This window comes from Pseudomonas sp. NPDC096950, assembly GCF_044762525.1.
Taxonomy (GTDB): domain Bacteria; phylum Pseudomonadota; class Gammaproteobacteria; order Pseudomonadales; family Pseudomonadaceae; genus Aquipseudomonas.
Genome location: NZ_JBIWEL010000010.1, coordinates 180,471 through 195,380 on the forward strand (window position 1 = coordinate 180,471; position 14,910 = coordinate 195,380).

The window sequence follows — 14,910 nt, forward strand, 5'->3', positions numbered from 1 at the left end:
AGGCTTCTCCCGGTTACCGGAGGCTTTTCTGTGCGCGTTTTTTGTTCTCTTCAAATTATTGATTTATAAGGTTTTTTTGCCTTGATGAGCTAAAAAATGGATGCCTATAATAAAACTACGAATCATCGGTTCGTAGTTATTTTGATCCCTGTCATCCAGGGTTTCGTTGGCAACAAATGGAGTACATCAACATGTCGCAAAAGATTTTAGTGATCGGTTCGGGTTTCGCCGGTATGTGGAGCGCACTCGGCGCCGCTCGCGTGCTCGAAGAGCAGGGCAGGGCCGTCGGCTACGGCGCGATTGACATCACTTTGATTTCCCCTGAGCCCGTCCTGCACATGCGGCCTCGACTTCACGAAAAAAGCCCTTCCGCCATGACCACCCCGTTGCTTCCGTTGCTCGAAGCGGCTGGCGTGCGTTATGTCCGTGGGCATGTCACGCAGATTCATACCGACGATAAAAACGTCGACGCCACCGACGAAAATGGCCTGGTGTTCAACCTGACGTACGACAAGCTGGTTTTGACCACCGGCAGCAAATTGTTCCGTCCGCCGTTGCCGGGTGTCGGCGAGCACACGTTCAGCATCGACCAGGTCGACGAGGCGTGTGAACTGGACGTGCACCTGGCCCGTCTCGCCGACCGTCCTGAGTCCATCGGCCGCAACACCGTCGTAGTGGTGGGCGGAGGCTTTACCGGCATTGAGATCGCCTGTGAACTCCCGCAGCGCCTGAGCGGCATTTTGGGCGACGACGCGGATGTGAATGTGGTTGTCGTCGAGCAGGCGTCCGACATTGGTCCAGACCTGGGCCCTGGTCCACGCCCGGTGATCATCCAGGCGCTGGCCGATCTGGGGATCAAGTGCCGCTTGGGGGCTTCGGTGGTGTCTGTTGATGCTGACGGGCTGTACACATCGACAGGCGAGCGAATTGAAAGCCAGACCGTGATCTGGACCGGTGGCATGCGCGCCAGCAGCCTGACTGAGCAAGTCTCGACTGAACGGGATCGCCTTGGTCGCCTGCATGTTTCACGCGACTTGCGTGTGTCCGGCGCCAGTGATGTGTTCGCGGCAGGTGACGTGGCCCTCGCTGTGCTGGATGACCATGGCAACCATGCCATGATGTCCTGCCAACATGCGATGAACATGGGCCGTTACGCCGGTCACAACGTGGCGGCGGATCTGCTTGGTTTGCCGACCCTGCCATACGAACAACCGTTCTACGTCACTTGCCTGGATCTCGGTTCGTGGGGCGCGGTTTACACCGAAGGCTGGGACCGTGAAATCAAACTGGTGGGCGATGAAGCCAAGGCACTCAAACACAAGATCAACTCTGAGTGGATCTACCCGCCACGCCCAAGCCGCACCGATGCGCTGGCGTCGGCTGATCCGGCGCGTAAAGTAGTCGCCTGACCACGGGGCAAACGCCTGCGGTAGTGCCAAGCCTGCATTCTGAGGACCACGCATCCACAGGGTGCGGGCTTTCTGCGGTCGTTTGATCGACTGAAATAATCTAATTGAAAGCGAACAACTTACTAAGCACAGGTAAGTGCAGAGAGACAAACATCGGCCAGTGCAACGCCATCAACTTCATGGCTTTCAGCGGATGACTCAACACCTCGCGCACCTGGGGGCTTTGATGTTTTCCGAAGAGGCACCAATAGCAGAAGTGCTCGCAGTTATTGGTCAGCAGGCGATAGCGAGATTCACCGACCCGGGACAACGCTCGCTCTAAAACCAGTTGCGGTTTGAAACAGGCCTGCATGTGCCTTCTGATCCGAACCTGCCTGCCGTTAGCAAAACGGCTCAACGGTATGATTTCAATCGGCCCCGTCTCAAAGCCGCCACACATCCCGGCGTAGTGGATGACCTGCTGTTCTCCAAGATAAATCCCGTGGTGAACATAGCCATTGCGGGAGGTGATCAAGTGGCTGCCTGGCGAGACATCCACCAGCAAAGACCAGTCAAAATCATACCAACGTGCATCGGGATAACGGCCAGGCGAGGAACAACGGAAAGTGTTCATGATGGGGTGCGCTTTTTAGTTAAGCCTCACTGGGAGGCGAGCATAAATCGCGCCACCCAATCACCCCGTAAAACAAGGCCTCCAGCGGTGACAGTCGATCAACTAAAAAATCAAATGCGTTAGCTGCCATTTGATCAAATGAGTAACGTTGCGCCGATCTCGCCGCGCTTACTCCTCGGGCAGCTTCTTCAAACGGTAGGCCAGCGCGGGTCGAGTCATCCCGAGCAGCCGGGCGGCCTCCGAGACATTCTGGTTGGCGCGCTCCATGGCACCCTGCAGAAGCTGCTCTTCCAGGACATCCAGGCTGACCCCGAGATCGAGCAGCCGATCCACCCATTCATGCTCAGGTTGCAGCTGTTGGGTGATCAGGTGACCTTCGCTGGACAACCCGATGCTGAGTGCTTCAACCGACATGTGCGGGAAGAGCGCTTCCACCGAAATACTCTGGTTGTTGTCCGTGATGATCACACCGCGCTCAATCAGATTTTCGAGTTCGCGAATGTTGCCCGGCCAGTCGTAGCGCAGGCACGCCTCACTGGCCCGATCGGAGAGCCCGAGGGTCTTTTTCTGGTAGCTCGTGTGCAATTTCTCGAGGAAGTGTTCGATCAACAGCGGGATGTCTTCGCGACGATCCCGCAGTGCCGGAATTCGAACGGGATAGACGTTCAGCCGGTAATAGAGGTCGGCCCGGAATCGACCGTCCTTCACCGCTTGGCCAAGGTCTTCATGGGTGGCGCCGATCACGCGCACATCGACCGTGCGGGTCTGGCTATCGCCCACGCGCTCCAGTTCACCTTCTTGCAGAACCCGCAGCAGACTGGCCTGGGCGCGTGGGGTAAGTTCGATGATTTCATCCAGAAACAGCGTGCCGCCATGGGCCCGTTCGAAGCGACCCATCCGCGATTGTTGCGCGCCGGTGTACGCGCCTTTTTCAACGCCGAACAACTCCGCCTCGATCAAGTCCGGAGAAATGGCGGCGCAGTTCAGGGCGATGAAAGCACCGCCCGCGCGTTCACTGCGCAAATGCAGGCTACGGGCGATGACTTCTTTGCCGACGCCGGTTTCACCCAGCAGCAATACCGACGCCTTGCCCGGTGCAACCTTGTCGATGAGGTCGCAAGTCTTGCGGTAGATCGCGGAACGACCGATGCCATAGAACTGACCGGCACGCAGTTGCAGGCGTTGATTCATGTTCTCGACTTGCAGTTGCAGAGTGCGCAACTCATCGATGATCGGGTCGCTCTGGAAGTAGCGCATGAACGTCTCGGCGTCCTCCCACTCCTCAGCGGGCTTGCCGATGATGCGGCACAGTTTGTCGCCACAGCCACGGCAACTGACTTCCTTGTAGATGATCTGACGGCCAATGAAGAATGACGAATAACTGATGGCGTAGCCGAGCAACATCCAGCAGATCGGTTGTTCGGAGTGCAGTTGTTCGCTCTGGTGGTTTTCCACTTCAAACGAGTCGATCCATTCGATATCGGCGTAGAAGGTGCCGGCCTCGATATCAATGTCCATGACCACCGGCCGGACCTTGACCATGCCCTTGAGCGAATGCAGTTGGGGGCCAATCAAGAACATGTCGATGTCGCTGCCATTGGGCCGTAGTTTGCGCGCCAGTTCGGCATCCTTGAGCCCGGACTGGTAGCCCAGGCGAAGAAAAAAGCCCTTTGCACGTTCTTCGCCAATCATCTCGATCAGCTCGCGGCGAAAGGACGCCATCGACGAAACCTGCATCAGCAACATCCGCTGCTCATCCAGCCAGATCTTGCCTTCGCTGCCGAGAAAGTGAATGCGGTCGGTCAGATCCTTGAGCAGTGTGGAATGCTCGGAGGCTCGGTATTTCATGGTCATGCAAACGCACCCCTATGTGTTTTTTTGTTTGTGGGGATAGCTCGGTTTCCGCTGCAGCGAAATCGAGTTGAATCAGATCTCAAATACCTTCGCCCTATGATTAATGATAGCCACCCATTTTTACCAAATGATAAAAAGATACGACACCTGGCTGCCGAAAAGCGGGCCAATGTTGATTATTGGAAGTAGACCAATTTCGACTCCCAGCCTTGAATATCCCATTTGGTTATTTGCTCGAATCGCCCCCTCGGCGATTGATCAAATGATCAATTCATGAAGTCGATGCCTAGCTAAAAACTCCGCCGCGCATTCGGCATTCCATCTTGAAAGATCAAATAACCATCTGATTTATAAAGACTTAATATTTTATTTTTCTACCTTTTTAAAGTGCTGGCACCGTTGTTGCTCTTGCCCCTGCATAACAACAGGGGAGCACCCGAGCATGAATCCAACTGGCAGCACCTTCGATCAAATGCCGCGTTACATCCGTGTACGCAGCAAGCCAGAAGATGCCTTTGTCGAATTTGACTTCGCCATCGGTTACCCCGAGCTGTTTGTCGAGCTGGTGCTGCCGCATCAGGCCTTCAAGCAGTTCTGCGACAACAACCATGTGCAACACATGGATGCGCAGATGTCCGACGCCCTCGACGCCGATGCGCAGAAGTGGCGTTACGGCGAACCCCGCGACGCGGAATAAGCGGCACCCACCCCCAAAACAACAACTACAGGAGTCCACTCCATGAGTGTCGAGATCAAGACGACAACCGTCGAGACGATCCGCAACACCTTCAGCCACACCCGTCGCCGGTTTGGCGACAAGGTTGCCAGCCGTTATCAGGAAGCCAGTTTCGATATCGAGTCGGCGACCAACTTCCATTACCGGCCACTGTGGCAACCGGACAAACTGCTCAACGATGCCACGCGCACGGCGGTGGTCATGGCCGACTGGTATGCGGTCACCGACCCGCGCCAGTACTACTACGGCGCCTACGTCCAAGCCCGGGCCAAGATGCAGGAAAACGCCGAGCACGATTACGCGTTCTGCGAAAAGCGCGACATGCTCGCCAGCCTCTCGCCGCAAAACATCCAGCTGATCAGCTCGCTGATGTTGCCCCTGCGCCACGCCGAGCTGGGCGCCAACATGAACAACAGCAACATCGCTGCCGATGGCTTCGGCACCAGCGTGACGCAGATGCACATGTTCCAGGCCATGGATCGACTGGGTATCGCTCAATACCTTTCGCGTATCGGTCTGATGCTCGATGACGGCGATGTCCTGCTGCTGGCCCAGGCCAAACAGCAGTGGCTGAACGCCCCGGCCTGGCAGGGGTTGCGTCGCTACGTGGAAGACACCTTGGTGGTGCGCGACTGGTTCGAATTGACCGTGGCGCAAAACGTGGTCAGCGATGGCCTGGTGTACCCGCTGCTGTTCCACAAACTCGACGAGCAGCTCTCGGCCAACGGCGCCGGGCAGGTCGGCATGCTGACCGAGTTCATGCGCCTGTGGTTTGCCGAAAGCCAACGCTGGGTCGATGCGCTGCTCAAGACTGTGATCAACGAAAACGCCGGGAACAAGGCGTTGGTCGAGGGCTGGGTCGATCGCTGGAGCCAGCGTGCCGTCGAAGCCCTGCGCCCACTGGCCGGCCTCGGCCTGGACGCGTCCGCCCTGGACACCGTTTGTGGCGAGTTCGCCGCCCGCCTGAAGAAAGTCGGTCTGACCGGAGTGAAGCCATGACGTCCCTTGTGTACATCAACCTGCAAGACACCGATTACGCGCGCTCGATCGTCGACGCGATCCAGCAAGACAACCCGCACGCCGACGTCCAGCACCAACCGTCGATGATCCGCATCGAGGCACCGGGACGCCTGGATATCCGCCGCGAAACCGTGGAGCAGATCACCGGCAGCCCGTGGGATATCCAGGAAATGCTGATGTACGTGATCACCCTGGGCGGCAACGTCGAGGAAGAAGACGACAGTTTTTCCTTGCACTGGAACAGCTGACCGCCAGCCGACAGCCGTCAGCGTTTGCTCGATAACAAGAATTCTGGAGAGCCATCATGGCCGTGAAAAAACGCCTTAATGCCAAAGAGAAATACCGTTGCATGACCCGTGACCTGGACTGGGAGCCGAGCTACCAGACCCACGAGGACATCTACCCGCACGAGCGTTTCGAAGGGATCAAGATCACCGACTGGGACAAGTGGGAAGACCCGTTCCGCCTGACCATGGACACCTACTGGAAATACCAGGCCGAGAAAGAGAAAAAGCTCTACGCGATCTTCGATGCGTTCTCGCAAAACAACGGCCATACCACGCTGTCCGACGCCCGTTATGTCAACGCGTTGAAGCTGTTCCTGTCCGGTGTCACGCCGCTGGAGTACCAGGCGTATCAAGGCTTCGCCCGGGTCGGTCGGCAATTCAGTGGCGCCGGTGCGCGGATTGCCTGCCAGATGCAGGCCATCGACGAACTGCGCCACGTGCAGACCCAGATTCACGCGATGAGTCACTACAACAAGCACTTCAACGGCCTGCATGATTTTGCGCACATGCACGACCGCGTGTGGTTTCTCTCGGTGCCGAAGTCGTTCTTCGAAGATGCGCGCACGGCCGGTCCGTTCGAGTTCCTGACGGCGATTTCGTTTTCGTTCGAGTACGTGCTGACCAACCTGCTGTTCGTACCGTTCATGTCCGGCGCCGCGTTCAATGGCGACATGGCCACGGTGACCTTCGGCTTCTCCGCGCAGTCCGACGAAGCGCGCCACATGACCTTGGGCCTTGAGGTGATCAAGTTCCTGCTGGAACAGCACGAAGACAACGTGCCGATCATCCAGCGCTGGATCGACAAGTGGTTCTGGCGCGGTTACCGCCTGCTGACCCTGGTCGGGATGATGATGGACTACATGTTGCCGAACAAAGTCATGTCCTGGTCCGAAGCCTGGGGCGTGTATTTCGAAGAGGCGGGCGGGGCACTGTTCAAGGACCTGGAACGCTACGGCATTCGTCCACCCAAGCACGTCGAAGAAGCCAACATTGGCAAGGACCACGTCAGCCATCAGGCCTGGTCGATCTTCTATCAGTACAGCCAGGCGACCAACTTCCACACTTGGATGCCGACCGACGAAGAGCTGGATTGGCTCTCGTCCAAATACCCGGACACCTTCGACAAGATCTACCGCCCACGCTTCGAACACTGGCGTGCGCTGCAAGAGAAGGGCGAGCGTTTCTACAACCCGACCCTGCCGATGCTTTGCCAGATCTGCCAGATCCCGCTGTCGTTCAGCGAGCCGGATGACCCGTCGACGCTCAGCCATCGCAGCGCCGAGCACGAGGGAGAGCGTTATCACTTCTGCTCCCAAGGCTGCTGCGACATTTTCGAGTACGAGCCGACCAAGTACATCCAGGCCTGGTTGCCGGTGCACCAGATCCTGCAGGGCAATTGCGGCGGGGCGGATGTCGAGTCGATCGTGCGCGACTACTACAACATCAATCCCGGCCAGGACAACTTCGAGTACCTGGGTTCCGCCGAGCATCGGCGCTGGCAGGACTGGCACCCGAACGATCGCAACAGCACGCCGGCCGCCCCCGTGGACCCGGACCTGCTCAAGACCGGCTGAAGCGTTTGACGCTGCACCACGAAGCGGACTGCGCGTCCGCTTCCATCACTACCTGACAAGAATAAGGAAACGATCATGCCCGTGACTGCCATCGGCGCCTATACCGCCCAACCCCTGGATAGCCAGGACAACTTCAACGGCCTGCAACTGGTGTACCTGTGCTGGGAAAAACACCTGATGTTCTGCGCGCCGTTTACCTTTCCGCTGCCACCGGCCATGCCGTTCGGGGACTTCATCGAGCAGGTGGTCAAAGCGTCGATTTCCCAGCACCCGGATGCCCCACGCGTTGATTTCAGCCAAGCGTCGTGGCGCCTGAACGATCAGCCTTTCACCCCGGACTATGCGGCCAGTCTGATCGACAACGGCATCGACCATAAAAGCCTGCTGCAGATGAATACGCCGGGCTTGAATGGCATTGCCGGCACTTTCAACTGAGGAACCGGTCATGAGCTACCAAGTAACCATCGAACCCACCGGCGAGCAGATCGAGGTGGAGGAGGGCCAGACCATCCTGCAGGCGGCATTGCGCCAGGGTGTCTGGCTGCCATTCGCTTGCGGCCACGGTACTTGCGCCACCTGCAAGGTTCAGGTGCTCGAAGGTGAGGCCGATGTGGGCGCAGCGTCCTCGTTCGCCTTGATGGATATGGAGCGGGATGAAGGCAAGGTCCTGGCCTGTTGTGCGATTCCGCAAAGCGACATGGTCATCGAGGCGGACATCGATGCCGACCCGGACTTCCTTGGGCATCCCGTCGAGGACTATCAGGCGGTCGTCGTGAAACTGGTGGACCTGTCGCCCACCATCAAAGGCGTGCACTTGAAACTCGACCGCCCCATGGCGTTCCAGGCCGGCCAGTACATCAATTTGCAATTGCCGGGAATCGAAGGCACCCGGGCGTTCTCCCTGGCCAACACCCCGAGTCAGGCGGATGAAGTTGAATTGCATGTGCGCCGTGTGGACGGTGGCCTGGCGACGACCATGATCCACGATGAACTGCAGGTGGGTGATTGCGTGGAGTTGTCCGGCCCTTACGGCCAGTTCTTCGTGCGGACTTCGCAAAGCGGCGACTTGATTTTCATTGCGGGTGGCTCGGGATTGTCCAGCCCTCAGTCGATGATTCTCGATTTACTGGAAACCGGCGATACCCGTCAGATTGTGTTGTTCCAGGGGGCACGCAATCGGGCCGAACTCTACAACCGCGAGTTATTTGAAGAACTGTCTCGCGAGTTTGCCAATTTCACGTATGTACCGGCGCTCAGCCAGGCGGCGGAGGACTCCGAATGGACCGGGTTCAAGGGCTATGTGCACGACGCAGCCAAACAACACTTTGAAGGCCGATTCAGTAGCCGCAAGGCTTATCTCTGCGGGCCGCCGGTAATGATTGATTCGGCGATTACCTGCCTGATGCAGGGACGCTTGTTTGAGCGTGACATTTTCATGGAGCGTTTCTATAGCGCCGCGGACGGAGCGGCTGAAAGTACAAGATCGGCGCTGTTCAAAAGGATCTGATTTCACTGTTGCAAAACTGCCAACTCTGCTGGTCTCCCTATGACCGGCAGGGGCTCGGCTGACTATAAAAACAACAAAGGTCATCGACTATGAAAGCAGTAGCAAAAACGATGTATGCCCGGCATTTGCGTCATGCAAGTTTGAGTTTGCTGGCCGTTGCCAGTGTAGGAGTCCACGCCACTGAGAACGGTGGATCGTCTTATCCCATGGGCTCCGAAAACTATATGTCCGGGGCGATGCCGCCACCGGGCCTGTATTCGCAGTTCTTCGTCAATCATTACGAAGCCGATTCACTGCGTGACAATCGCGGCGACAAAGTGCCGGTGGACTTCAGGGTACGGGCCAACGTCATTGCGCCACGGTTGATTTGGGTCACCGAGCAGCAAGTGTTCGGGGGCAGCCTGGCGTTCCATGCCATCGCGCCGCTGGTGGACTTGAAGGTTGAGGTCAATGGCCAATCCCAAAGCAAGCAAGGCTTGGGCGACATGATCTTCGGCCCCGCACTGGGGTTTCATCACAGCGACAAACTGCACAGCATCCTTGCCCTGGATTTCATCGCGCCCACGGGCGAATACGACAAGGATGACCTGGCCAATGTCGGGCGTAATTACTGGGTAGTCGAGCCGGTATTGGCGGTGTCTTACATCGACCCCAACGGCCTGAACATCGATGCCAAAACGATGTACGACTTTAACTTGCGCAATAAAGACACCGATTATCGCTCAGGCCAAGAGTTACACATGGATTACGCCGTCGGGTGGGGGCTGGGCAATGGTTGGGTCGTGGGTGTTGGCGGTTACATATGCCACCAGACCACGGACGACCGGCAGGATGGCGATCGCATCGAAGACAACAAGGGCAGGGCGTTCGCCATTGGTCCTTCAGTGAAATACACAAGTAATAAAGGATGGTTCCTGACCGCCAAATGGCAGCAGGAATCCCAAGTGCGGAATAGAGCCGAAGGGGATGCTTATTGGGTGAAGCTGACCATTCCTTTTTGATTAATTATTAGTTTCACAGCGTAGTAAGCGGAGCGGGGCAGCGATAGCCCTCCAGGTGAACTATTGCCCAACCGTAAGTTGCGTCAATGACCGTAAGTTAGCGTTCTTAATAAATGCACAATAAATAACAGATGAGGACTGATCATGAGCGTCAAGATTTCCCACACTGCCAGCGCCCAGAAGTTTCTCGAGGAGGCCAGCGGCCTGCTCAATGACGCCGGTGATCCCCGGGTCAAATCGCTGGTTCATCGCATCCTGCGGGATTCGGTAAGCATCATCGAAGACCTGGCCGTGACCCCGGAAGAGTTCTGGAAAGCGGTCAACTATCTCAACGTGCTGGGTACGCGTCAGGAAGCCGGATTGCTGGCGGCTGGGCTTGGCCTGGAACATTACCTGGACCTGTTGATGGATGCTGAAGACGAGCAGGCCGGCAAGTCCGGCGGCACGCCACGGACCATCGAAGGACCGCTGTATGTGGCCGGTGCGCCGCTGTCGCAAGATGAAGCGCGACTGGATGACGGTGTCGATTCGGGCGTGCCGCTGTTCATGCAAGGGCGGGTGTTCAACACCGCTGGCGAACCGTTGGCCGGCGCCGTGGTAGACGTCTGGCACGCCAACACGGGTGGCAGTTACTCGTACTTCGATCCCACGCAATCGGACTTCAACCTGCGCCGCCGGATCGTCACCGATGCCGAGGGTCGCTACCGGTTCCGCAGCATCGTGCCGTCGGGTTACGGCTGCCCACCGGATGGTCCGACCCAGCAATTGCTCGATCAACTGGGACGTCACGGCCAGCGCCCGGCGCATATCCACTTCTTCATCTCCGCGCCCGATCATCGTCACCTGACCACCCAGATCAACCTCGACGGCGATCAGTTCCTGCATGACGATTTCGCCTACGCCACCCGCGACGAGCTGATCGCCAAGATCACCTTCAGCGATGATCAGACCCGTGCCGCGGCTTATGGTGTGAGCGGTCGCTTTGCCGAAATCGACTTTGATTTCACCGTACAGCCAACGGCACAGCCGGAGGAACAGCAACGGCTGACCCGAGTGCGTGCGTTGGAAAACTGAGTCCTATCGAACGATACAAAAACGCCCCGACGTGTTGTCAGGGCGTTTTTATGTTCAGGCCAATAGCGACGCCTGCTTACCTCACTTCAACACCAGCAAGCGATAAACCCCGGCCTCGCTTTCGATCCCGTGAGTGTCATGGGTGAAACCGGGGAAGGATTTGTCGAAAGCTTCCAGCGCCTTGAGATACGCCAGCAACGGCCCGTCCGCAGGCCCGGCGTTCTCGCCCGGCATCAACAATGGAATGCCGGGTGGATATGGCACGATGCCGGTCGCGACAATGCGCCCGGCGGCTTCTTCCAGGGTGACCAGCTCGATGTCGTTGCGCACCAGTTTCTCGTAGGCCTCCACCGGGCTGAATTCGGCTTTGGGCAGCATGCCGAAGGCCTGGGCCATGTTGGCGGTGGTCTTGTGTTTCTTCATGGCGGCGAAAATGTCGTCGGCCAGGTCCTTGAGGCCCATTCCAGCATAACGTGCCTGGTTGGCGGACAGCAGATCCGGCAGGCACAGTTCCAGTTCGACGTTTTCGTCGTAATCGCGCTTGAAGTCGAGGAGGGCGTTGACCAGGGTGCCCCATTTGCCTTTGGTGATGCCGATCGAGAACAGGAACAGGATCGTGAAGTCGGTGGTTTTCTCGACCACGATGCCCTGGCGACCGAGGTACGCCGTCAGCACACACGCCGGGATGCCGGATTCAAGCAGGTTGCCGTCATCGCCCATGCCGGGGCTGAGCACCGAAACCTTGATCGGGTCCAGCATGCAATAGCCGTCCTCGATGTCGCCGAAACCGTGCCACACCTCGTTCGGGTGCAGGACCCAGCAGTTCGGCTCGGTTTTCAGCAGTACCGGATCGACTTCATGGAACGGCACCGTGGCGTTGCCCACTTGCACGGTCGGCGGCTGCCAGCAGGTGAAGAACCAGTCGTTTTTGCTCAGCATCTCGTTGTGCATGCGCGAGATGACCTGGCGGAACGACACGGCTTCTTCAATGGATTCGCTGGTGAGGATCTGCCCGCTCGGGGCTTCCATCATCGCCGAGCTGACGTCGCAGGAGGCCATGATCGCGTAGTTGGGCGAGGTCGAGGCGTGCATCATGAACGACTCGTTGAAGCGCCCGTGTTCAATGGGATTGCGCCCGTTGCGCACGTGAATCATCGAGGCCTGGGAGAGGGCGGCCAGCAGTTTGTGGGTCGATTGGGTGGCGAACACCGTCGGCTTCGAAGCGTCGTGATCGTCCGGGCTGCCGTGCATCGCGAAGCGCTCGCGATACAACGGGTTGAACCGCGCGTAGCCGTACCAGGCTTCATCGAAATGCAGACGGTCGACGCTCTGGCCCAACAGCTCTTCGACGCGGGTGACGTTGTAGGTCAGGCCATCGTAGGTGGAGTTGGTGATGATCGCGTGAATCGGCGTCGGGTCGATCCCATCCTTGACCAGTGGGTTATTGGCGATGGCGGCTTTCACGCCTTCGGCGCTCAGGGTTTGCGGCAGGATCGGGCCGATGATGCCGTAGCGGTTGCGGGTCGGCACCAGGTACGTCGGGATGGCGCCGGACAACGTCATCGCGTGTTCGGCGGACTTGTGGCAATTGCGGTCGCACAGGGCAATCTGGTTGCGCGTGACGCTGGCCATGAGGATGACACGGTTGGAGGTCGACGAACCATTGGTGACGTAATAGGTGCGGTGCGCGCCGAAGACCTTGGCGGCGTAGCGCTCACCCTGGCCAATCGGGCCGCTGTGATCGAGCAGCGAACCGAGCTCGCCGACCGAGATCGACAGGTCGGAACGCAGCAGATTCTCCCCGAAAAACTCGTAGAACGCCCGGCCCGCGGTGCTTTTCAGGAACGCCGTGCCGCCAGCATGACCCGGCGTGTGCCAGGAGTATTCATAGGTTCGCGCAAACTTCACCAGGGCGCCGAACATCGGTGGCAGCGCGGCCTGGCGATAGCGTTCGATGGCGGCCAGGATGCGGCCGCTGAGGAAGCGACTGGTGTCCTCGGGCAACCAGATAAAGTCGTCGGCGTGTTGCATGACCACCAGCGGAATACTCGACGCGGTGCTGCGGTCACTGATCAGGAACACCGGTACGCGGGTATTGCGTTCGCGCAGGCTGACCAGCAGTTGGATGCATTCCTCGTGCCCTTCACTTTTGTCCATTTCCCAACTGAGCAGCACACATTGCACGGCCGGGTCAGAGCGCAGGATCGACGTGGCGTCGCTCAGGGTTTCCGAGGCGATGACGTGGACGGCGCGTTCTTCCACATCGTTGATCAACTGGTCCAGGGAGCGGCCGAACACGGTGCGTTTGTCCGGCGGGTTGCTCACCAGCAGCGTGAGCATCCCGAGCGTGTGTCTATATTCCGTCATGATTGAGGCTCCAAAGAGGCGGATTGCAAGTGGTTGACCGGCACCGGTTCGCCCTTGATGTGCTGCGCACTGACGGTCTGGGTCGGTACGCTGTTATTCAGCGCTTCGAGACGGATCAGGCGGTTATTGACGAAGCCGAACAGCGTGTAGCCGAAGATCGTCGCAACGCCGCCGAGCATCAGCGCTTGCTCGCCCGAACTGTAGAGCGCCAGATAGCTGTAGGCCGCCGCCACCCAGGCGATGATGTTGGTGGCCAGCGCTTTGCCGGCCGGTACGTTGGAGACTTTCTGCATGGTCGCCAGCGCAGCCATGGACAGGATGTACGGCACCAGATTGGTCACCACCGCGAGATTGACGAGAGTGTCGAACTGTTTGCTCAGGTCCGGGCTGATGGTGAGCAGACCCAGCGCGGTCTGGCCGGCGAGGAGGATCAACATGCCGATGATGGGCGTGCCGGCCTTGTTGGCCTTGGCGAATATCGGCAGGAAATAACCGGTGTCCGCCGAGCTTTTGAACACCTGGGCTATGGTGAATTGCCAACCGAGCAGCGAGCCGATGCACGCCAGCACCATGGCTGCCATCACGATATCGCCGATCAGCGGGGTGAACATTTTGGCGAACACTAGCCCGAACGGGGCCGTGGAGGAGGCCAGCTCCGGGTTTGAGACGATGCCGGCTATGACATTGGTGGAAACGATGTAAATCACCGCCGCACCCAGGGTGCCGCCGAGCACCGCAATCGGCACGTTTTTCTCGGGGTTTTCCACGGCATCGGTGTTGGCGCACGCCGATTCCAGCCCGAGGAAGGCCCACAAGGTGATCGCCACCGAAGCACCGGCGGCCTCGAACCAGCCCTTGTCGTGGGGGTTCCAGCCAGCGGCGTAGATGCTGCTGTCGAACCAGAACCAGCCGACCGTCGACACCAGCACCACGGGCGCAATCACGCCCCATACGGTCACCGCGCCGATCCGCCCGGTAATCCGCGCGCCACCGAAGTTGGCGAACGTGGTGACCCACAGCAAGGCAATGGTCGCCAGGCCCACTTGCAGCGAGTCCAGCTTCACGTCGAACAGCACCTGAATGTAGCCCACCGCCGTGATGCTGATCGCCACATTCGCAATCAACAGCGACACGCCGTAGGTGTAGTTGGTCAGGTAGTTGCCGGCCTTGCCGAAGGTGTATTCGGCATAGCCGCCCATGCCACCGGTCTTGCGACTGAGCATCCCGCAGCGGGCAAAGGCGTACGCCAGGGCCAGCGAACCGGTGGCTGTGATCAGCCAGGAAAGAATGGAAATGGCGCCGACTTCGGCGAGTTTGGTCGGTAACAACACAATGCCCGAGCCCAACATGTTGACGGCCGTCAACATCGTCAGTTGCCCCACACTCATCTTCTTCGCGACTGACATTCCGTTGCCTCTTCAATTTGCGTTGTGGAGTTTTAGATATAGCAAAGGAATGAGATGGCGCA

13 protein-coding genes are annotated in these 14,910 nt (G+C 58.5%); 9 read left to right on the top strand and 4 right to left on the bottom strand.

Annotated elements, in window-relative coordinates; all coding sequences use genetic code 11:
* The first annotated feature begins 191 nt into the window (after nucleotides 1-191).
* Entirely contained in the window at nucleotides 192-1,409 is a 1,218-nt protein-coding gene (locus ACIQY3_RS17535) for an NAD(P)/FAD-dependent oxidoreductase (RefSeq protein WP_403021640.1), read from the top strand.
* Nucleotides 1,410-1,509: 100 nt separating this feature from the next.
* Here ACIQY3_RS17535 and ACIQY3_RS17540 read toward each other — a convergent pair whose 3' ends face one another.
* Entirely contained in the window at nucleotides 1,510-2,022 is a 513-nt protein-coding gene (locus ACIQY3_RS17540; RefSeq protein WP_403021643.1) for a lecithin retinol acyltransferase family protein, read from the bottom strand.
* Between the two features lie 168 nt (nucleotides 2,023-2,190).
* Entirely contained in the window at nucleotides 2,191-3,876 is a 1,686-nt protein-coding gene (locus ACIQY3_RS17545; protein ID WP_403021645.1) for a sigma 54-interacting transcriptional regulator, read from the bottom strand.
* A gap of 442 nt (nucleotides 3,877-4,318) precedes the next feature.
* Here ACIQY3_RS17545 and ACIQY3_RS17550 point away from each other — a divergent pair, with 442 nt between their 5' ends.
* From ACIQY3_RS17550 to catA, 8 genes are all read left to right on the top strand, one after another.
* Nucleotides 4,319-4,573 carry a phenol hydroxylase subunit gene (locus tag ACIQY3_RS17550; protein ID WP_403021649.1) on the top strand — a complete coding sequence of 85 codons (255 nt, stop codon included), beginning with the start codon at nucleotides 4,319-4,321 and terminating at the stop codon, nucleotides 4,571-4,573.
* A 42-nt stretch (nucleotides 4,574-4,615) separates the two neighbouring features.
* Complete coding sequence (locus tag ACIQY3_RS17555; protein WP_403021652.1) at nucleotides 4,616-5,611, top strand: aromatic/alkene monooxygenase hydroxylase subunit beta; 996 nt, start codon at nucleotides 4,616-4,618, stop codon at nucleotides 5,609-5,611.
* A complete protein-coding gene (locus ACIQY3_RS17560) occupies nucleotides 5,608-5,880 on the top strand; it encodes an MmoB/DmpM family protein (protein ID WP_403021654.1) in 273 nt (90 codons plus the stop codon). Before ACIQY3_RS17555 ends, ACIQY3_RS17560 begins: the two co-directional genes overlap by 4 nt.
* A gap of 56 nt (nucleotides 5,881-5,936) precedes the next feature.
* Nucleotides 5,937-7,493: an aromatic/alkene/methane monooxygenase hydroxylase/oxygenase subunit alpha gene (locus tag ACIQY3_RS17565; RefSeq protein WP_403021657.1), complete on the top strand. Its 1,557-nt coding sequence runs from the start codon at nucleotides 5,937-5,939 to the stop codon at nucleotides 7,491-7,493.
* Nucleotides 7,494-7,568: 75 nt separating this feature from the next.
* A complete protein-coding gene (locus ACIQY3_RS17570; protein ID WP_403021659.1) occupies nucleotides 7,569-7,928 on the top strand; it encodes a phenol hydroxylase subunit P4 in 360 nt (119 codons plus the stop codon).
* Between the two features lie 10 nt (nucleotides 7,929-7,938).
* Nucleotides 7,939-9,000 (top strand): NADH:ubiquinone reductase (Na(+)-transporting) subunit F, encoded by a 1,062-nt coding sequence (locus tag ACIQY3_RS17575; RefSeq protein WP_403021662.1) that lies wholly within the window; start codon nucleotides 7,939-7,941, stop codon nucleotides 8,998-9,000.
* Between the two features lie 89 nt (nucleotides 9,001-9,089).
* Nucleotides 9,090-10,001 (top strand): transporter, encoded by a 912-nt coding sequence (locus ACIQY3_RS17580; RefSeq protein WP_403021664.1) that lies wholly within the window; start codon nucleotides 9,090-9,092, stop codon nucleotides 9,999-10,001.
* Nucleotides 10,002-10,145: 144 nt separating this feature from the next.
* On the top strand, nucleotides 10,146-11,075 hold the full coding sequence (gene catA, locus ACIQY3_RS17585; RefSeq protein ID WP_403021667.1) for a catechol 1,2-dioxygenase: 930 nt from the start codon (nucleotides 10,146-10,148) through the stop codon (nucleotides 11,073-11,075).
* An 81-nt stretch (nucleotides 11,076-11,156) separates the two neighbouring features.
* Here catA and ACIQY3_RS17590 read toward each other — a convergent pair whose 3' ends face one another.
* The gene (locus ACIQY3_RS17590; protein ID WP_403021669.1) at nucleotides 11,157-13,442 is read right to left on the bottom strand and encodes an Orn/Lys/Arg decarboxylase N-terminal domain-containing protein; all 2,286 of its coding nucleotides are present in this window, start codon (nucleotides 13,440-13,442) and stop codon (nucleotides 11,157-11,159) included.
* Nucleotides 13,439-14,848, bottom strand: coding sequence for a putrescine-ornithine antiporter (gene potE / locus ACIQY3_RS17595; RefSeq protein ID WP_403021671.1), 1,410 nt, complete (start codon nucleotides 14,846-14,848; stop codon nucleotides 13,439-13,441). Before potE ends, ACIQY3_RS17590 begins: the two co-directional genes overlap by 4 nt.
* Between the last annotated feature and the right edge of the window lie 62 nt (nucleotides 14,849-14,910).